Below are 20,723 nucleotides of genomic sequence, written 5' to 3'. Positions count from 1 at the left end.
AATTGTTATTAGCTTTAGTTAGTTATCAGTGTGATGTTTGCAATTATTATGCTTGAAAAAATGAATATAAAAAAGTCATTAGAATATTTTATAAGCAAAAAAGTAGCCCCCGACATAGGCTACTTTATTTAACTCTAAATAACCCAATAGTAGGGCTACAAAGAAGCTACTTGTGTGTGGCGCCATTTCTGGCTGTCGGTGGTAGCAATATTTTAGTAAACTTCTTGACTTCGTTTTGCTTGAAGTTCCATACCAAAATCAAAATCGGTCCATTTTATGAACCAAAACTTTTCTTGCTGTATTAGATGAGTTTGATTTTCAGTAATTCCAATCAAAGATAATAATTGTTTTTTGTATTTGTATATATCAATGTGTTCGTGGAAGTTGTTCTTAAAATAATCAACGAATTTCATCAAAGCTTCTTCTTTTGCATAAACTTCGAACCCCGTCCTTAAATTTATTTCGTTTAAATAGTCTTCAAGATTACTTTCGAATTTCCTTATAATTTTATCTTTTAAACATTTGGTGGTTTTATGTGATTTAAACTTTTTAAATAGTTTTTTAACTGAAGATATATAATTTACTAACCCATCAGAGGTTGTATTCCTTAATAAAGAATTTTCAATTTCTACTATATTGTCTTTAATTTCTTTCCTCTCAAGCGCTTCAAGAGAATCATTTAAATATGGACAAGTTAAAATATCCATCAATAGAATTACAGCTTCTGATTCTGTTTTCCATTTATGGTTGATTGTTATCATCTGAAATTTTTCAATGATGTAATCTTTAATAAAATATTTAATGTCTCGATATTGATGAATGTTTTTTATATAAAAAAGTAAAACAGTTATTGAAAAATAGTTTAAATTATTATTTGCTACAAGTGTCCCGTCCGACTTAGTATCAATGTGAAAATATGAAGACAAAATTTTTAAGTTCAGCCTATATTCTCTGCCTAACTGAGATAATGCTATTAACAAATAGAGTGATTCTACTTGGGTTTCAGATTTTGTTTTATTTATTTGTAGAATTAAAAAAATCTCATCTGCTATTTTTTTAAATATATTATGTTTATAATTAAATGAAAATGGTTCAATGTAGGAATTACTTTTATTCTTTTTAAGAAATCTTATTATCTTATCTATTATTAAACAGAGTTTTATAGTAGAATTCACTTTCGGAGATACTGAATATAAAAAAAATGAAACATCCAATATTTCCAAAAATCCCTTTTCATATTCTTTTTGATCTAAATCTGGATTTATTTTTTTCTCTTTCAAAAATTTATTTACGAGTTTTGCAGTTTTTTTGTCAAGAACAGCAAGACTGTAGTTCATAATGTCTTTATAACTAACGCTTGTTTCCTTCACGATAGTTTTAAATCTTGTAATAACACTGTTTGATGAAAAGTATATTGTTGAATTATTCTCGTCATCTTTACTAATAGATTCTTTTAACTTTAAATGATCTTTAAATAAATCACTTATTTTTTGTTTAGCCAAACTGATCTCAGTGATAATAGGCTTTTCGTATGTGGCAGATTTATTCTCGTTAATATACATCTTGTATTCACCAAGACATAATTTCAAATCAGAAAGTATTTTTTGCGAATCAGACTCATCGTTGTAGAAAATAAAATAATCATCGATGTATCTGAAAATTTCGTAATCGACTTTGTGAATTAAACTTTTGGTGTGACCATCATTAAACTTTAAGCGGTCATACAAGTTCCTGTCAATTTGTTGAAGTATTAATTCTGCAAATATCCTCGAAAACTCAGGGCCAATTACAATTCCATTTGTTTCATTTGCATTTAACTTTTGCATCAAATAGTCGAATTCGCCAGGAAATGTTTTCAATGATTGGGGAATATTGTCTTTTACAATTGATTTATTGAAAACTGCCCAGGAAACTGTATGGGTGTAAATGCTATCGAAACATTTTGATATATCTACCTTTAGTAACTTTCTATATTTTTTTTCACTTCTATGAAACTGATAGGATTCAAAAAACTTATGAATATTACTGTATTTCTGATATGTAAAAAAAGATTTTAAGTTTTCATATTCATTATCTTCTTCTTCAACTTGAGCGTGTTCAAAATCGCCATCTTGGTTTTTCTTGTGCAAAAGGTCATTGTAGAACGAAAATCTTGCTATTTTAGATGGTCTTCTAATTGAAAAAGGGCTTAGTGAACAACAGTAAAGTATACTCTCGCTATATTTTTCATAAAAATCTAAAACTTTTAATTGATTACTAGGATGAATTAAACTCAAAGTCCTGAAATCATGTGTTTTATGGCGTATATGGAATACAAATGGAGATGTTACATCCTGATTTGTAAATAACAATTTTTCAATTTCTGTGAAAGCTCGGTGTTTTGATCTGAATTTGACGTTTTTTAAGCACTTTTTCCTTTTAATTAAATATTTATAGAAATATCTGTTTGAGAAGATCAATGGAGTTTCGTATGGAAGTACATCAGAAAGAACAACACGTTCACTATGACGAATAATTGGAACCTTTTTTCTCATATTATATATTTTTCCATATTTCTAAAACTTTTCCACTCTCAAATGATTTATAATTAAATTTAAGGAATCTCTTCTTGTGGAAGCCATCTTTGAAAGACAGACTATTAAGTTTTAAAAGTAGGTTTGGATTGACAGTTGGGGCAACCGATGTGATTTGCCGTTTAAGATATGTATCAAGTTTAATTAAATCTACATCTTTATTAATAAATTCATTCGAAAAAAAATACCTACTAATACATTTTGCTTTCGACGAAAAAGTTGAAAATTATTAGTGAGAAATTTTATTCTAATCAAAAGTTTTCTATTTATGGATGAGTGTCTGCCAGGGTATTTTACGAATTCAGTAGAGTAGCTTTCAAATGCAAGCTTAACCTTGGTTTTATATCGATTAAACTTGTCGTTTGACATTGTAATTTCTAAAGGAACCTTACTTAGCTCGTTTGTTCCAGCAATCATTTCATTTCTGTATCCTATTGAAAATTTATAACCTAGATAAATAAATTGTTCAAGTTTAGAACTATTTAAACACAAGTCAATTACTGTGGTTTTTCTATTGTTGATTTGAAGGTAGGAAGTAGAAGCTAATAATTTTGATAATTCAATTTTTATATCTGTTGTTGAAACAGTTTCACTTTTTAATTTTGGCGTGACTACAAAAATTATATCATCAACGTATCTAGCATAAAAACTAACGTTTTTTTGAGACGAAATTTTCCTGTCAAAATCTCTAAGATAAAGTTCTGATAAGTATGCTGAGATTCCAATACCACGTGGAATGCCAATTCTTTCATCAGATTCTTTTTTAATTCCCTCTGAAAGCAAAATTTTCCAATATTGATTTAAAATATCTTTTATTATTCTCTTAGATGGATAACTGAGTAAACTGTTTTCCTCAATTTTTGAAAGTAGGTATTTATGAGGAATTGATTCATAAAAGCTTTTTATGTCGGTTCTAACAACGTACTTTGGAAAATCGTCTTCAAGAAAAGTTTTTAATTGTGTGAGAATTTCACGTCTGTCAGACTGTTTAACTTTAAAAGTTTTATAGATATTGCGCTGTAATTGTTTTAAGACAAAATAGTGTTCCGGTTCATTTTCTGCTACATATAATTGACTGCCAAATTTTATTTGTCCTTTTTCAATTTTAATTTGATAATCCTCTGAGTTTGTTTTTTGACTAAGTTCAGATAGTATAAATTTCCGTTCTGCCTCCCGATTTTGCTTTAACTCTTCTTTGGCAGCAACCAAATTATTAAATTCCTTGTAATCTTCTGGCTTAGGATTTACAATCTTTTTTAATGATACTCTTTCAATAGAAATTTGGTTATTTAAGATAATAATCTGATCCGTTATTTCTCGTGATTTTCTGAATAGGTCGGATGATTTGAAGAAGCCTTTATCTTCGAGATAATTACCTTTTCTATTTTCGACATCCATAATAACTCTAAAGTTTTCATGGGAAAAAGATTGATCAAGCATTATAATAAAGTAATTAAAATATTTTGTGAAAATATAAAATTATTTTAACATTTTATTCATTTCGTGTACAGTGTCAATATTTATATATAAAAAGCAACTATTTGGTGACGCATATTTATATGGATGCACTCTTTATGTAGCTTTAACGACTTCTATGATAGGTTGCAGTTACGTCAGAATGGATAATTTTATAAGTTAAATCTTGCGAAAATGTAACCAATTTATATTGTAAAATATTATGAATTAAAATCGGTAGCGCCCAAAGATTGAACTAGCTTACAATATTAAAGACAAGCTAAAAGAGAATGCTATATATGATTAAACTTTAGTATCAAGATCTGGGGGATACAGGGATAATTAAAAGATTGAAAAATTTGGGTTTCTCGAGTCTTTACATTAATGGATTTAATTCAATCTCAGATTAACTCTACTTCATTATTTTTCAATTATAGATTACTAAAGTCTAATTGTTGTCTATTATTAATTTATCACTAGTAGTAAGATAATAGAAACAATAACATCTTCATCAATAAAATTACATGTTTTACACCAACTAAGAAATAAAAAAGATGCCTATAGCATCTTTTCTAATGATAATTAAAAAGTTCTTGAATTGAAATATGGAGAGCTTGAGCCAAGACCAAAAGAGTTTCAAATGATGGATTAATATCTCCACGTTCTATTTGACCTATAGTCTTTTTGGTTATATTTCCGCTGCGATCTGCTAACTCTTGCTGCGAAATAAATTTGCCTGGATAATCTTTACTAGATATCTTCTTTCTAAGTTTTAAAATGTGTCGGCCGAACTTTTTTCTCTCGGTTATAAAATCTACGTTCTCCATAGAGTTAAAATTCAGCTTTAATGAAAAAAATAATGGTACCCTATAGGGTACTATTGTAAATTTTTAAGTATATTTGTATAATTACTTCTAGTAGAAGTGTAATTTTGCGATACTTCAAAATACATAAATGAAGCATTCGCTTTGAACCTGCTCACGAAAACTGGTAATTTTTAAACACGCAGGAAGATAAGTGCAAATGCTCACGCCATATGGCGTGGGCTCACTTATTTGCGTGTTGGTATACCAGTACCTCGTGAGCAATAAGCTGAGTTTAAACCCACGCCTCCTTTTTAAGGAGACACCCAACTTCAATCAGTTTTCATTTCAAGCGACTTCTCTTTTTTTTTGCTGTATCACGCAAACGTTGTAGTGACTCTGAATCTTTTATACGCATGATAGTTTTTAGTTAACTGTGCCCGGCTCCAAGGCATCCACCCTCGAGTTAGTTATGGGGTATGGGCCGGGTATCCTGCGCGTAGGATAAAGAATATTAACCCTGAACAGCTAATCACTAACCAGTAAAACCAGTATGCGAATGAAAAAATAAAAAGACACAAAAAAAGCCCTCTGCTATAAACTTGGCGGTTCGCGCAGAAGGCATGATTAAACTAAACTGACGTTTCATTTAACAATTCAAAATTATGAAAATAATTTCATTGAACAGGGGCTACTTTGCCTTTATTTTAGGGCTATTGCTGTGGTGCAGCCACATGCATGCCAACTACCTCAGGCCCAATACCGACGATTTCTACCAGTCAACAATTACGGGAACGGTCACTGACGACCAGGGGCCGATGGCGGGTGTCAATATTATTGTCAAAGGCACCAACAGGGGTACCATTACAGACGAGAAGGGCCAATACAGCATAAGCGCCGAGATGGGAGAGGTGCTCATCTTTTCCTTCATGGGGTTCACCACACAGGAAATCCCCATTACTTCATCTGCCATTGATGTCACGATGTCCGAAGACTCAAGGCAGTTGGAGGAGGTGGTGATCAATGCCGGCTACTATAAGGTGAAGGACAAGGAAAGAACGGGAAGCATTGCCAAAATCACTGCAAAAGATATCGAGAAGCAACCCGTGACCAACATGCTTGCGACCATGCAGGGCAGAATGGCGGGGGTGGATATCGTGCAATCGTCAGGGATAGGAGGCAGCGGGTTTGAAATTAAGATCAGGGGACAGAACAGCCTGCGTGCCGACGGCAACGCACCCTTGTATATTATTGACGGCGTGCCGTACTCGAGCGAAGCACTCAGCGTGGGCTATACCAATACCGTGATGTCATTGCCCAGCAGTCCGCTCAACAACATCAATCCCGGTGACATTGAAAGCATCGAGGTATTGAAAGATGCCGATGCGACCGCCATTTACGGATCGCGTGGTGCCAATGGCGTAGTACTTATTACCACAAAAAAAGGAAAGGCGGGGAAGGCCCGGTTTACCCTGAATATCAATAAAGGGGCAGGGAAGGTTACCCGTTTTATGGACCTTATGAATACCGAGCAATACCTTGCCATGCGCGAGGAAGCTTATGCTAATGACGGCATCACCGCTTTTCCAGCCAATGCCTATGATGTGAACGGAACGTGGGACCGCACGCGCCATACCGACTGGCAGCGAGAACTAACCGGGGGCACAGCGCAGTTTACCAAGGTTAATGCTGCCGTGTCGGGGGGATCGGACCTGACGCAGTTCATGGTGAGCGGCAACTATGCCAAGGAAACGACCGTATTCCCCGGAGACTTTGCCTACCAGAAAGGGAACGTGCGCATGAACCTGAACCATGAATCTGCAGACAAAAGGTTCAGGACCAACTTCTCGGCAGGCTATACGCACCAGGACAACGACCAGCCGTCGCGGGACTACACTGTCGAATCGCGGACACTGGCACCGAATGCCCCTGCATTGTTTGACGAAGAAGGCAACCTGAACTGGGAGAACGGCACGTTTAGCAATCCGCTGCGCCACCTGAAAGGAAAGTCGCTTGCCAAGACCTACGACCTTGTGGCCAATGCGCTTTTTGGTTATCAATTATTAGAGAATCTAGAACTGCGCTCGAACTTTGGGTTTACCGACCTGCGGCACGAAGAAAGCAGCACCTTACCATCGACCATCTACAATCCGGAATGGGGATTAGGGCCGGAATTTTCCTCAATATCCATCGGCAACGCCGCACGGCAATCTTGGATTGCCGAACCACAGCTTCACTACAAAGCGGAATTTGGAAAAGCGAGGATCGATGCGCTTGCCGGTGCCACCTTTCAAAGCCAGACCGGACGGCAATTGGTACAGCGCGCCAATGGTTTCACGAGCAATAACCTGATCTATAATCTGGCGGCCGCCACTACCGTGGTTACCGATATTGATGAGACGGCAGTCTACAAATACCAGGCCTTCTTTGGGCGTGCGAACGTGATCTGGAACGAGCGCTATATAGTGAACCTGACAGCCCGAAGGGATGGCTCAAGCCGTTTCGGACCAGGAAAGCAATTTGCCAATTTTGGTGCGGTCGGAGCGGCATGGCTTTTTGGTTCCGAAAAGCCTTTTGAAAACAGCATTGTCAGTTTCGGCAAGCTGCGCGGGAGTTATGGCATAGCCGGCAACGACCAGATAGGCAATTATCAGTACCTGGACACGTATACCACCACAGGAGAAAACTACCAAGGTATCATCGGGCTCGAACCGACACGCCTCTTTAACCCTGACTTTGCATGGGAAAGCAACCGAAAGCTTGAAGCGGCATTGGAAATGGGCTTCCTTAAGGACCGCATTTTCCTGACGATCGCCGCCTTCGAGAACCGCTCGTCCAACCAGCTCGTAGGCGTACCGCTACCGGGTACTGCGGGATTCTCCTCGATCCAGGCCAATCTGGATGCTACCGTTGATAACAAGGGATTTGAATTGACGCTCCGCACGGCAAATGTGCAGCAAAAGGACTTCTCCTGGACCACCAATGTAAACCTGACCGTGGCCAGAAACAAACTCGTGTCATTCCCAGGATTGGAAGCTTCTACCTACAGCAGCCAGTTTGTGTTGGGGGAGCCGTTGAATATCCGAAAGGTATACCGTTACCTGGGTGTAGATGCCCAGACAGGCATTTACCGGTTTGAGGACAAGAACGGGGACGGCTTGATCAACAGCTCCGACCGGACGCACGTTGCCGACCTGAACCCGAAATTTTACGGTGGCTTCCAGAACCAGCTGCGGTACAAGAACTGGAACCTTGATTTCCTTTTCCAGTTTGTGAAGCAGCAAAAATACAATACGGCGTCGCTGGGTATTCCCGGAATGATGGGTAACCAGTCGGCCGACCTGCTCGACCACTGGCAGGGGGAAGGAGATACAGCCGCCTACCAGCAATTTACAACCGGGACTACTGCCGCGGTAACCCAGGGCTATGTCAACTTCCTGAGCAGTGACGGCGTGATTACCGACGGTTCGTTTATAAGGCTCAAAAACATATCGCTGAGCTATGATGTTCCAAAGCACTGGATAGGACAGATGGGGTGCAAGGTGGTATTCGAAGGGCAGAACCTGCTCACCATCACCCACTACAAAGGTGCCGATCCTGAATTTACAGGATCGAACTCACTGCCCCCGTTGCGCATTCTTACAGCAGGATTGCAATTAACCTTCTAACCAAACGACACCCCTTATGAAAAATAAATTCAAATTTAGGGTCTGCGACAACCGTACCCTAACCGTATCATTTCTTTTTGTCCTTCTAAGCACATTGACGCTTGTGGGCTGTGATGATTTTGTAGACGTTGACCTGCCATCGTCCCAATTGCCATCCGAAGCGGTTTTTGAAGACAATACCACCGCAACAGCCGCCATGGTAAGCATTTATGCCCAAATGCGCACCAACGGCCTTTTGAATGGCAATCCTGACGGCATGACCTACAAGCTGGGGGAGTATGCCGATGAGATGACTTTCTATGGCGTATCCCAGCCAAGCGACACCTCCTTTCCGGACAACACTGTACTGCCTACAAATGCCATAATACAGCGATGGTGGAATGCCAGCTACAGCCAGATCTATGCTGCAAATGCAGTTTTAGAGGGCGTAGCCAATTCAACGGCACTCACGGCGGCGCAGAAAGACCAGCTGCGGGGAGAGGCATTGTTTGCAAGGGCACTACTTCATTTTTACCTGGTCAATCTCTATGGTGCGATCCCCTATATCGAAACGACGGATTACCGCGCAAACAGCACAGTTTCAAGAATGCCGGTTCCTACGGTATATGAACATCTGACGGCAGATCTGCTGGCCGCAAGGGAGTTGCTGGCAACTGACTACATCACCATTGACAGGGTGCGCCCCAATAAGGCAACCGTGGAGGCCCTGCTGGCACGGGTATATCTGTACAACGGCCAATGGGCAGCAGCGGCTGACATGGCTTCGGCAGTATTGAACAATGCCGACCTATATGCTTGGGAAACCGATCTTGACCTGATTTTCAAGAAAGAGAGCACGGCGACCATCTGGCATCTGATGCCGGCAAGTGATGGAGTGAATACCAACGAGGCGGGAGCACACATATTCCTGGAAGGCCCGCCACCTGTGTCGTCGCTTGCGGTGAACCTAGTGGATGCCTTTGAAGCAGGAGACAACCGCAGGACAAAATGGATACGAGCCGTGACGGACGGCGCCGAAACCTGGTATCATGCCTACAAGTACCAGGCAATCGACAATACAGGCTCGTCGGTAGAATATTCCATCATGTTCCGTACCGCAGAATTGTACCTTATCCGTGCAGAAGCGAGGGCAAGGCAAGGTGAACTGACCAATGCCAAGGAAGATCTGGACCTGATACGGACTACTGCCGGCCTAGGGAACACTGCCGCAACAACGCAGGACGAAATCCTGGCGGCGATAGAGAAGGAGCGAAGGGTAGAACTTTTCACGGAAGGACACCGCTTTTTTGACCTGAAGCGAACCGCGAGGCTCGATGCCGTATTGGATTCAAAAACAGGATGGGAAGCGACCGATCAGCTGCTGCCTCTCCCGGAAGCCGAACTGCTGCTGAATCCGAACCTGAACCCACAAAATACGGGGTACTGATGGAAGCGGCAGTTCAACATGTAATGCATTGTCCGGTCCGAAAGATCAGGTCAGTCATTTTCTTTATTTTAGTTTGTCTAGTCAGCTGCCCCGCAATGGGGCAAGCTAAACAAAAGAAGGCACTGACTCAAGACCAATATGCCCTATGGCACCAATTGTTTATGGACAAGTTTTCAGAGCATGGTAACTGGATCAGCTACCTGCACCACTATAAAACTGGAAGCGATACCCTGTTTGTAACCCATACCCGCACCAAGAGGACCTTTATCCTACCGAACGGGACAAAATCTGCCTTTATAGGGGAAACGAAATTCGTCTGCCTGTTGCCAGGCAATGTACTCCACGGCATAAATTTACAAAATGGCAGTGCAGAAAACACACCCGATGTGGAGGATTTTGCTATTTCGGGAACAACGATCATTACAAGAAGTACGGGTAGAAGCGGGGTGCTTAAATTCATTGACAATCAAGGAAAAGTGAAATTTCGAATACCCCATGTAAGGCAGTGGAAACTAAATCCCGCAAAGACTCTTATTGCCTGCATCACGGAACTGGAGGATACCCATTCGGTACAATTAATACGTATTGGTGACGGCACCCAAACGACCTTAGAGAAATCAAGAGAGTTGCTGCATTTTCTGGAATGGCAGGAAAAAGGCCAGGGTGTAGCGTTCCTTAAAAATCCTGACGGCACCGATTTCGACAGAGGTGCCGTCTGCTATTACAGCTTGGCGAAACAGAAAATGCATCGTTTTGTCATGGCGAACAGTGTACATCTTCCGAAGGCAATGGCAGTAGGAACTTCGCTGACGATCTCTGAAGATGGGCAACGCATATTTTTCTACATGGACGATACACTCCACAGCCCAGATAAGGATGCGAAGTCAGTTCAGGTCTGGAACACCACCGATAAGGACGTGTATCCTGCAAAAATGGCTACGGATGGCTGGCAGGGCTATAGCAAGGTTGCCGTTTGGTTCCCGGATACAGGAGAGTGCCGCCAGCTGACCGACAACAGGATGCCGCATTTGCTTCTGAGTGGCGACCAGCGCCATGCCATCACATCTGATCCTTTAGCTTATGCGCCACAATTCAAACAGTTCAGTGACCGCGATTATGTTATTACAGATCTTGCCGATGGAGCGCAGCATTTATTTTTAGAACAATTCTCAGGCAATCAATCCTACCTGTTTGTGTCGCCGGGTGGAAAATATGTAACGTACTTCCGCAATGGGACTTGGTGGAATTACAACATAAGGAAGGCGACGCATCACAACCTTGTCTTGCCGGTACGGGCATCTGCCAGAGTTAATGATGCGGAAAGCGGATCAGATGACAGTTTCTATTTTGGAATCGCAGGCTGGGATCTCGACGATAGCGCCGTACTGCTTTATGATGCCTACGACATCTGGAAAGCTGCACCGGATGGGAGCAGGGCGGTAAGGTTGACGCACGGTAAGGAAACAAATACCGTTTTCCGCTTTGCCAAACAGTCGGCAGCAAAGCATTCCAAACCCAGCTATGACGGAAGGGTGAGCGCACAGTATGATCTGACCAAACCGCAATACCTTACGGCGTATAATGAAAAGGATGGCAATACAGGAATTTTTGAATTAATGCCGGGGCACAAGGAAAAGCCACTGGTTTACAAGGACCGGAGAATAGATAACTTTTTAATTGCTCAAGGCGGTAAACACTTCCTCTTTATGGAGCAGGACTTTGACCTTTCGCCGCAATTGGTAACGGGGAAGTTAGGAAGTCAAAAGCAGGCGGTAGTTGCTACGAGCAACAGACAGCAGGAAGCCTATTATTGGGGCAGGTCGGAACTGATAACCTACCGCGCCATGGGCAAGTCTATGAGCGGTGTCCTGATTTATCCTGCCAATTACAGTCCCGATAGAAAGTATCCGATGGTGGTGGATATCTATGAAAGCCAGGAAAAGGAATTGCACGTGTATACTATCCCGCATTTGCCGGCCTCCATAGGATTTAATGCCACCCATTACATGCTGCAGGATTATTTTGTGTTTCTGCCTACCATTGTTCCAGCGGTTGGAGATACGGGTAATGCGGCAATGGCCTGCTTAAATGCAGCCATCGAAAAAGTATTGGAAATTGGAAGTATTGATAAGGAGCGTATGGGGCTTATCGGACATTCGTATGGCGGATTTGAGGCGAATTTTATTGCTACCCAGAAACATCCCTTTCGAACCATCGTTTCGGGTTCCGGGATTATTGACCTTGCCACCAATTTTCTGCACGTTGCCTGGGACTATAATTCAGACGATTATTGGATGTATGAATCGGGACAGATGCGGATGGGAAAATCGCTGTATGAGGATCGGGAACGGTACTACAGAAATTCGCCAGTCTTTCTGCTGGAAGGAGTAAGCGTGCCCATGCTGATATGGACAGGGGCGGATGACCGCCATGTAGATGCTGAAAACAGCATCAAGCTCTATATGGCATTGCGGAGGTTAAGGAAGCAGGGGGTGTTGCTGATTTATCCTGATGAAAAGCACGTATTGAGCAATCCAAAAAACCAGCAGGATCTTCGGCAGAAAATAGAGGAATGGTTTGCATTCCATCTGAAAGACGGCCCCATACGTCCGTGGATGCAATCCGACTATACCGGCAACGGCCACTAGAAATGGCAATGCAGTCCACCGTGGTGGACTGCATTGTTTTTTACCACAATGATTATTGCGGTCTGTACAATGGGAATTCACAACTTCTTAAAGCAGTTCTGCGATACAGTTGCTGTGCGCCCGGAATCATGTTGACGGTGCAGACATCGCCCTGGACAATGTTACAATCCGTTTCAGATTTGCAAAGCTCATTTGGCGAGGTATGGTACCAACCTGGCTCATTTGCAAGCGCACCCTTATCAGATGATTTCGCCTGTGTGCCAAAGGCACTTAAAACTCCGATTGCAAGGACTGCCGCTGGCAGTACGATGCTGAACATTTTTTTATTCATAATGTAAAGTATTTAATGGCGGTCTACTCTGTTACAGGTTTTCGACCTTCTCCTGCTACCGGCCGGTAGATTTTTCGTTACTTAAGTTATACCTTGAGGTTATGATCGTACTGAGCTTGTAGGTCACCATTGCATCACCGACAAGCGCATACAGTTGATCTCCTGAAATCATAAAACTTCGCATCTTTTTCCTATGCACATCATGGACGTACATGCTCGCTACATAGGATTGATCGGTGAGATTATAGATATCTATGATACTGGCAATGTCCCACATTTCTTCAGGCTCGTAACGGCCCAGTATACCAGAATTGACAAACAAAAGGTTTCCGTAAGCCAGTGCGGCCCTGTTGACTTTCAGTGGAGGCCGCGACATCTTTTGCTGTTCCCTATCTTTCAGCACTGCCACGGAAATCTGCGCCTGTGAAATTGTGTCGATGGTAGTGCCTCGAAAGGCGATTTGCAACCGGCTATCTGCAACCGTATATTGATTTCGATAAGTATACAGGTAGACTATCTTTTTTTGTGAACTATCGAACAGCAATTTACCATCGACATCAAATATGCCATCGGACTGTTTCTGCAATATATCGTTGCCGTATTTAATGATTCCATTTTTAGAAAGGTCGATGGTTCCAATTTTTGTTCCTGCTTTACTCTGCTCACGAAATGCGACTCTTTGCGAATCAATAAAGACTGCCTGGTCGATAAAATTATTACCGATCCACCTTAGCCGTGCTTTCCAGTCGGCAACCCTTCCTGAATATATGCAAGAAACAGTGCCATCATAGGCGTAGAAGTAAGGCGGGCTGACACGCACCTGGAAAGCGTTAAAAGGCCGCTCCACTTTATCAAGTTCGATCAGTTTGTCTTCTTTGAAAAGGGTATTATTCTTTACGGTGTATACCTGTGTAGGCGTAGATACGTTACCGAGGTATACCTTGTCTTGATCATGTCCAGCGAAGTAGAAACTGTTATACCCTAAATCGACCTCTTTGGTCTTGTAAGCGGCTTTTGGGAAATTCCTGATAAAGGAATTGTGGTGCCTTGTAATCTTGACTGAAATTTGAAAAAGCACAATCACGACTGCTATACTTAGCAATGCGCCGGCTACAAGAGTTATAATTTTAGTTTTCATGGCTGTTGTCTTTATTATTTGAAAGCAAGATTCCAATCACTGCAAGCACCACAAAACCGATGTTGAACCACAGGTGCTCTATCCAACCCATCTTTTCAAGTATGCCACCGCAGGAACAGGGGATGGACTCGCTGTAATTCAATATGATATAGATGTAGGAAGAAAACATCATCATCAAGAAAAAGGAAAGGAACAGACCTATTGTACGTGTTCTTTCAATAAGCACTAGAATGGCGAAAATGATTTCAGAAACAGGGACTGCCCAAGAAAGCCAAGCTGCGAAAGCACTCAGCAATGGTGACTGGCCCAATTGTACCCTGAAGTTTTCAAAATCAAGGAATTTGCTGACGGCTGCGTAGATAAAAAGTAGCACGTAAAGGTAGCAGATGATATCTATGATGACTTTTCTATAAGATATTGTTTTCATAGGTGATCGGTTAGTTTGGCATTGTAAAGTTCCAAAACAGAAAAAACCAAAACATACTAAATAAGGAATGCAATGACCCAAAAAGGTAGTCATTGGCCGAACCTGGGCCTTGGGATCTCCCCGGGACCGCATCCGAACTTGATCTTGAAGGCCCTGGAGAAATTGCTGTAGGTGGTGAAACCGACCGTATAGGCAATGTCCTTAAGGGCCTTCTTGCTGTAACGGATCAGCAGAAAGGCTTTCTTGAGCCGCTGTTCGTTGTAGAGCTGGTAGATCGAGGTCCTGAAGTGATGCTGGAAGCCGGTCTTGAGCTTGAACTCATTGGTGGCGAACATCCGGGCGAGCACCCTTATTTTGGGAAACGGCCCTTCATGGTGCATGAGGACAAAGTCGTATACCTTCTGCATGAGCTCAGCCTCGCGTGCATCGCTGTCACTCACAGGACCCTCCCCAGGAAATTGTCCAGGGTTTTCCAAAGGCAAGGTTTCCGGCATGATAAAGCCAAGCAGGAAATTGCCGGAATGTGCCAGTCTGGAAACGACGCACAGGGGGGCAAAGACCAGTTCACCGGGAACAGAGAATTCGACAGGGACAGCCGCATGTTCGAGATGCCCCTCTATTATTTCGGCGAAGGCCCGGTCCCAATGTGCAAGGCTGCGTATTTCAATAAGTCGGCGAATGGGCAGGCCGACAAGTTCATCGTCTCCCAGCATGTGGACAAGGGCAGGGGTATGACCAAGAATGGTGCCGTGCCTGTCCAGGATGATGGCCTCCTGCCGGATGTAATTGTATGATTTGTGCGGGTTGACATAGCCCCTGTGGAAAAGGGCCTCTTTGTTGTGCTCTGCCATGAGATTCAGAAGGGCCAGCAGGACTTCCAGGATATCGTCCTCTCCAGACCGGTCCACGCGGAAGCTGTAATTTCCTGCGGCCATTTCCAGGATCATCTCACAGGCCGCCTGCAGCCTTCTTATGTTCTTTTCACGGTGCATGGCTCGCAATTTACTGGTGCTTGTTCAGGAATTCCAGGCCCTGTTCGAGCTGTGCGAAAACCCCGGACGGGATCCCGGGCAGGCCAATCTTCAGGAAGTACCCGACCAGGTAATCAAGGTGCCTCTTTTCGTTGGTGATGAAGGCAAGGGCAGTGATAAGCACCATGCCCTCCCTGGCAAAGAATTCGAGGGCGGTATGGTCGACCTGCAGGATGCCTTCAAGGACGCAGACGGCGGGATATTCCCTCTCGCCCTGAACCATCAGCCGGTCGGCCACTATGCGGTGTGCATCGGAAATCGAGATGTGGACCCCTGCCTTGCAGGACAGGTGGAGCACGCCATTCTCGATACTGTAGGTCACAAAAGGGTTCTGGTGGTGCATGACTGGATTAAAATACCACAAAGTTAGTCCTTATCAGATGGCTATTATTTGCATAACCGTGCATAGAATTGACGTTTTGAACATTTACACTCGAATGTTTGTGTGCTATTAATCTAAGTGAAAAGCGTACAATGTTAAAAATCAAATGCATGCAGAACGTACTTCTTCAACCTGGATTTGTCTAGTTGTAGTATTTCTTTTTAAGCCACAGGCTTATCTTTACTAATAATATAAGAACGGGAACCTCTACCAACGGTCCAATTACGCCTACAAATGCCTGAGGTGAATGGATTCCGAATACAGCTATTGCCACCGCAATAGCCAGTTCAAAATTGTTTCCTGTGGCGGTAAATGCAATTGCTGCATTTTTATCGTAAGGAACACTCAAAGATTTATTAATAAAGAAGCTTACGAAAAACATTAGGACAAAATAGATGACTAGCGGTATGGCGACCTTAATGACGTCCATTGGCAATTCTATTATTTTATCGCCTTTCAGACTGAACATCAACACTATGGTAAATAGCAATGCGTATAATGTAATGGGCGATATTGTTGGTACAAATTTATGGTTATACCATTCAATACCTTTCGATTTTACAAGGAGGTAGCGACTTAAAAAACCTGCGAAGAAAGGTATCCCTAAGTATATCAATACACTTTCGGTTACATCTTTCATAGATATGCTTACATTGAAACTAGCAAGGCCAAATTCGCTTGGCAGTACATTGATAAACAGCCAAACCAAGAAGCTGTAAGAAAGTACCTGAAAGATGCTGTTTAACGCGACCAATAGTGCCGCATATTCCCGATTACCTTTTGCCAAGTCATTCCATACTATGACCATTGCAATACATCTTGCCAAGCCTATCAATATCAAGCCTACCATATAATCCGGCTCACTTCTTAAAAAAAGAATGGCTAATCCGAACATTAAAATAGGTCCGATAATCCAGTTTAGCAATAAAGAAATACTAATAACTTTTTTATCCTTCAACACTATATGCAATAAGGAATAATCCACCTTTGCCAGTGGAGGGTACATCATCAATATCAAACCTATTGCCAGCGGAATACTTGTAGTGCCGACGGATAGCCTATTTGTAATTTTTGAAATACCCGGAAAGAAGTATCCTAAGGATAGACCGAATGCCATTGCAAGGAATATCCATAAGGTCAGGTATCTGTCTAAGAACTTTAGTTTTGGCTGCATCGGCTATTTAGTAATTTTTGAAAAGACATAAAACATTTCCGCTGCGATCTGTATGCTCCTTTCTGAATATACCTTTGTCTGGTCAGAGGTATTATCTGAAATTTTAGGATCTTCAAATGTGATGGGAATCCTTTTTTCAGCACCAGCGATAAAAGGACATCCACCGTCAGCTTGCGAGCAGGTCATTATAGCCGCAAAAGCAGATACTGGATTAAAAGGACTGCCATACTTTTTAGAAAATCCAATTATCGGTTTGGAATTATCACTATATTTTATTGCATAAACAGGATTAGTGCCATCATTTATTTTGAAAATATTAAAACCCTGATCTGATAAAGTTTCAGCTACTTTTGGAAATAATGCGGTTTCTTCTGTACCTCCCGAATAGCAAATCACATTCTCTATACCGAAATGAGAAGCCGCTGCTTGTGCCCAAACCTGTGATAAATGGCTCCTGCGTGAATTATGGGTACAGATGAAATTTATATTTATTTGCTGCTGGTTATTTATTTTTAGCTGAATAAAATCAATCAATGGCTGTAACGTAATTTTACGCTCATCATTATTGATTTGTTCCCACTTTAACTGCTGAATTGTATTTGATAGCAATGGATACATAGATATTATATTTAAAGGTTTAGCAACATCCAGAATTTGGAGTGCAAGAATTTGATTGATCTGCAGTTAATTCAGAAAGGCTTTTGGTTTGCTTTTCAGTAGGAAGTCCGCAAGCATCCTGAGCCAAACAAGCAGTCGTTTTGTTTTTCAGTACAAATGTATTTCCATTGAAATCCAAATCGTACTTACCAATAGTATCGCTTTGATATTCCACTTCTATCTCGGCATCTTGAATTCCTAATTTTTCTTCTGAAAGTTTAATTATGCTTAATAGCTTTCCTGGCTTCAACCTATGCTCATAATCATCGGCATTCCACAGTTGAAAATTGACTGCCTTTTCCTTACGGATTACACCACCACAATCAATAAAGGTTTTAACGATTTGTCCCACTTCAGTAACGTGAAAGTGTTCAGGAACAAATGTTCCATTTTCTAACTGAAATTCAACATTTTCTAATGCTGGTAAAATTTCTTTGATTTCTGATAACTTCATAATACTAATTTTTAATAGGATAAAATAAATAATTAAACATATAAATGTTATATAGCAATATAACGATGTTAAGATGTAAAAAAATGCCTTAACAGCACTGCTTTACGTTTACATCCTGATTGAAAAAGCCATTAAATTCCTCTTGAAATTGTTTCCATGCCTTTTCTTCAATACAATAACAAACCGATTTTCCTTCAATTGAACCTTGAATAATCCCTATAGTTTTTAATTCTTTTAGATGTTGTGAAATAGTTGCCTGTGCTAATCCTAACTCCTCAACCAGATCATTACAAATACATGCTTTTTGGTTGATGATATATTGCAGGATTGCTATTCTGGCGGGATGCCCCAAAACTTTAAGAAGCGATGCAAGTTTATTTTGCTCATCTTTATATATTTCTGTTTTTGTAACTCCCATTTGACTATTTATTTATATCGCAATATTACGATATTAAATTTAAATACAAAACATTTTCATTTTATTTTTGAATGTTCACTGTTAGAGCTTTTAAAATCAAATAAAAAAAATATACAAAATACTTGGGATCATAACATAGAATCTTTCCTTGCGAGGTGCTGCAGGTCGGGATCGTTATTGATCCTTTCGAGCTCGCTGGCAATGATCCCCTCAATGTCGGACTTCACCTTCCTGTAATTTGCCGTGATCTCCTGTTCCATGATATCGTTACCCTGAGCGTCCCTAAAGGAACGTACATCGGGTATCTTCCTGTAGGCCTGCATCTCTCGGCTGACCTTTTCGTTGTCCACGACAATTTCAGAGTGGAAGATCTTCTGTTCGATGCGCTCGTCGAAGTTGTCGGAGACCGCACCTACAAAAACGCCCTGGGTCAGGGTCGCTATCTTCGAAGCGGGAATGAGGCTGTCCAGCTGCGTTGAGATGGAGGTGGACTTGTCATTTCGGTTGATGCTGATGCTCTGTCGCCTTTGCAGCACCTTGCCGAATCGCTCGGAAAGGCTCTTGGCGGTCTCCCCGACGACCTGTCCGCTGAAGATGTTGCCGACGGTATTCTGTATGACCTTGCTTTCCTTGTCGCCGTAGTCCCGGGCCAGCTGCGAATAGTCTTGGAATCCCAGGCATACCGCCACCTTGTTGCTGCGCGCCGTGGCGATGAGGTTGTCCAGGCCCCTGAAGTATATCGTAGGCAGCTCGTCGATGATGACCGAGCTCTTGAGCTGTCCCTTCTTGTTGATGAGCTTGACGATCCTGGAGTTGTAGAGCCCCAGGGCTGCCGAATAGATGTTCTGGCGGTCGGGATTATTCCCTACACATAGAATTTTAGGTTCTTTCGGATTATTAATATCGAGTGAAAAATCATCGCCGGTCATCACCCAGTAGAGCTGCGGAGAGATCATCCTTGAGAGCGGGATCTTGGCCGAGGCGATCTGTCCCTGAAGCTGGTCCTGGGCGCCTCCCTGCCAGGCATCCATGAACGGGGAGAGGTAGTTCTCCAGGTCGGGATAGGAGGTAAGGATAGTAAAGACGTCGGCGTACTTCTTGTTGAGCAGCTCGATGGCGTGGGGAAAGGTGCAGTACCTGCCGCCCTGGTACAGCTTGAGGTACCATATGATGGCCGCCAGCAGGATGATCGGTGATTCCACGAAGAAGTCGCCCTGTTTCTGTATCCAGCTGCGGTTCAGGTTCAGCATGATGGTGTAGGCCGATTCATAGGCATCGGAGATGTCGGTCATGAAATCGGGATTGATGGGATTGCACCTGTGGCTGCGCGCCGGGTTGTCAAAATTGATGACATAGAATTTCGGCGGCACCTCGTATTTGCCGGCATGCCTGAGCAGGTGGTTGTAGGCGATGGTGGAGAGGTCGTCGAACTTGAAGTCGTAGATGTACATCGAAAAGCCCTTCACGATGTGCTGCTTAATATAGTTGTTCACCACGGCATACGATTTTCCGGATCCCGGGGTGCCCAGCACGATGGTGGCCCTGAAGGGGTTGACCACGTTGATCCATCCCCTGTGCCATTTCCCCCTGTAGTAGAAGCGGGTGGGAAGGTTGACCGAGTACTCGTTCTGCATCAGGGTGGTTTCCTGCTGGAAGCTCTCGTTCTCATTATTGAAGACATCCTGCATGAGGTCGTTGCGCAGCAGCCTGGAGGTCCACGTACCGGCGACCATCAGGGCGATGAATCCCGCACTGCTTGCCAGGATATAGAGCACGGCCGTTTCCCTATTTAGCCTGTCCACAAGAAAGGTGCTGACCAAATAGAGCAACGCACCCGCAATAAGAAGGACATATATCCTCGGCCAGGTGATCTTTTCATTCTTGACACCCCTGGTACCCAGGCAGCTCAGCGCCAAAAGGACAAGGGCGCACAGCTTGCTGTAGAGCGGATGGGAGAACAGGCCCGCGGTGCGTTGAAAGTTTCCAAGCACCCGTCCAGCCAGCTCCAGCGTCCAGCCCATTAATTCGAACAATCCGTAACAGTACCAGTAGAAATGGGCCAGCAACAGCAGTATGCCCACCGCCCTCATAAAGGCCATTATTTTGGCCAGCCCCCTTGCGTCATCTTCTCCCTGCAT

The 20,723-nt window shown here is 42.5% G+C and carries 16 protein-coding genes; 3 read left to right on the top strand and 13 right to left on the bottom strand.

Translation table 11 applies throughout. From position 1 onward, the window contains the following. Positions 1-212: 212 nt before the first annotated feature. The 3 genes from drt3b to HYN59_RS14780 form a co-directional block, all read right to left on the bottom strand. Entirely contained in the window at positions 213-2,534 is a 2,322-nt protein-coding gene (gene drt3b, locus HYN59_RS14790; RefSeq protein WP_108779019.1) for an antiviral reverse transcriptase Drt3b, read from the bottom strand. A 189-nt stretch (positions 2,535-2,723) separates the two neighbouring features. Continuing rightward, complete coding sequence (gene drt3a, locus HYN59_RS14785) at positions 2,724-4,013, bottom strand: antiviral reverse transcriptase Drt3a (protein ID WP_219928784.1); 1,290 nt, start codon at positions 4,011-4,013, stop codon at positions 2,724-2,726. A gap of 587 nt (positions 4,014-4,600) precedes the next feature. After that, positions 4,601-4,855, bottom strand: coding sequence for a helix-turn-helix domain-containing protein (locus HYN59_RS14780; RefSeq protein WP_108779018.1), 255 nt, complete (start codon positions 4,853-4,855; stop codon positions 4,601-4,603). A gap of 641 nt (positions 4,856-5,496) precedes the next feature. Here HYN59_RS14780 and HYN59_RS14775 point away from each other — a divergent pair. From HYN59_RS14775 to HYN59_RS14765, 3 genes are all read left to right on the top strand, one after another. After that, positions 5,497-8,499, top strand: a complete 3,003-nt coding sequence (locus HYN59_RS14775) for a SusC/RagA family TonB-linked outer membrane protein (protein WP_108779017.1) — start codon at positions 5,497-5,499, stop codon at positions 8,497-8,499. A 16-nt stretch (positions 8,500-8,515) separates the two neighbouring features. Beyond that, complete coding sequence (locus HYN59_RS14770) at positions 8,516-9,925, top strand: RagB/SusD family nutrient uptake outer membrane protein (RefSeq protein WP_108779016.1); 1,410 nt, start codon at positions 8,516-8,518, stop codon at positions 9,923-9,925. Positions 9,926-10,086: 161 nt separating this feature from the next. Continuing rightward, on the top strand, positions 10,087-12,573 hold the full coding sequence (locus tag HYN59_RS14765) for an alpha/beta hydrolase family protein (protein WP_181369449.1): 2,487 nt from the start codon (positions 10,087-10,089) through the stop codon (positions 12,571-12,573). A 52-nt stretch (positions 12,574-12,625) separates the two neighbouring features. Here HYN59_RS14765 and HYN59_RS14760 read toward each other — a convergent pair whose 3' ends face one another. From HYN59_RS14760 to mobC, 10 genes are all read right to left on the bottom strand, one after another. Continuing rightward, positions 12,626-12,904, bottom strand: a complete 279-nt coding sequence (locus HYN59_RS14760; protein ID WP_108779014.1) for a DUF6520 family protein — start codon at positions 12,902-12,904, stop codon at positions 12,626-12,628. A 55-nt stretch (positions 12,905-12,959) separates the two neighbouring features. Then, a complete protein-coding gene (locus HYN59_RS14755) occupies positions 12,960-13,982 on the bottom strand; it encodes a hypothetical protein (RefSeq protein ID WP_146185956.1) in 1,023 nt (340 codons plus the stop codon). A gap of 49 nt (positions 13,983-14,031) precedes the next feature. After that, positions 14,032-14,469, bottom strand: a complete 438-nt coding sequence (locus HYN59_RS14750) for a MauE/DoxX family redox-associated membrane protein (RefSeq protein ID WP_108779012.1) — start codon at positions 14,467-14,469, stop codon at positions 14,032-14,034. Between the two features lie 89 nt (positions 14,470-14,558). Continuing rightward, positions 14,559-15,461 carry a helix-turn-helix transcriptional regulator gene (locus tag HYN59_RS14745; protein WP_108779011.1) on the bottom strand — a complete coding sequence of 301 codons (903 nt, stop codon included), beginning with the start codon at positions 15,459-15,461 and terminating at the stop codon, positions 14,559-14,561. 10 nt (positions 15,462-15,471) lie between these two features. Beyond that, positions 15,472-15,843: a DUF7793 family protein gene (locus HYN59_RS14740; protein WP_108779010.1), complete on the bottom strand. Its 372-nt coding sequence runs from the start codon at positions 15,841-15,843 to the stop codon at positions 15,472-15,474. Between the two features lie 181 nt (positions 15,844-16,024). Then, the gene (arsB, locus tag HYN59_RS14735; RefSeq protein WP_108779009.1) at positions 16,025-17,056 is read right to left on the bottom strand and encodes an ACR3 family arsenite efflux transporter; all 1,032 of its coding nucleotides are present in this window, start codon (positions 17,054-17,056) and stop codon (positions 16,025-16,027) included. 3 nt (positions 17,057-17,059) lie between these two features. Next, a complete protein-coding gene (locus HYN59_RS14730; protein WP_108779008.1) occupies positions 17,060-17,674 on the bottom strand; it encodes a low molecular weight phosphatase family protein in 615 nt (204 codons plus the stop codon). A gap of 19 nt (positions 17,675-17,693) precedes the next feature. Beyond that, positions 17,694-18,167 carry a DUF6428 family protein gene (locus HYN59_RS14725; RefSeq protein ID WP_108779007.1) on the bottom strand — a complete coding sequence of 158 codons (474 nt, stop codon included), beginning with the start codon at positions 18,165-18,167 and terminating at the stop codon, positions 17,694-17,696. An 88-nt stretch (positions 18,168-18,255) separates the two neighbouring features. Next, a complete protein-coding gene (locus tag HYN59_RS14720; protein ID WP_108779006.1) occupies positions 18,256-18,585 on the bottom strand; it encodes an ArsR/SmtB family transcription factor in 330 nt (109 codons plus the stop codon). A 128-nt stretch (positions 18,586-18,713) separates the two neighbouring features. Then, entirely contained in the window at positions 18,714-20,723 is a 2,010-nt protein-coding gene (mobC, locus tag HYN59_RS14715; RefSeq protein WP_108779005.1) for a conjugal transfer protein MobC, read from the bottom strand.

This window comes from Flavobacterium album, assembly GCF_003096035.1.
Lineage (GTDB): Bacteria > Bacteroidota > Bacteroidia > Flavobacteriales > Flavobacteriaceae > Flavobacterium > Flavobacterium album.
The sequence above is the reverse complement of the archived record's forward strand: the minus strand, read 5'-3'. Positions and strand labels throughout refer to the sequence as shown.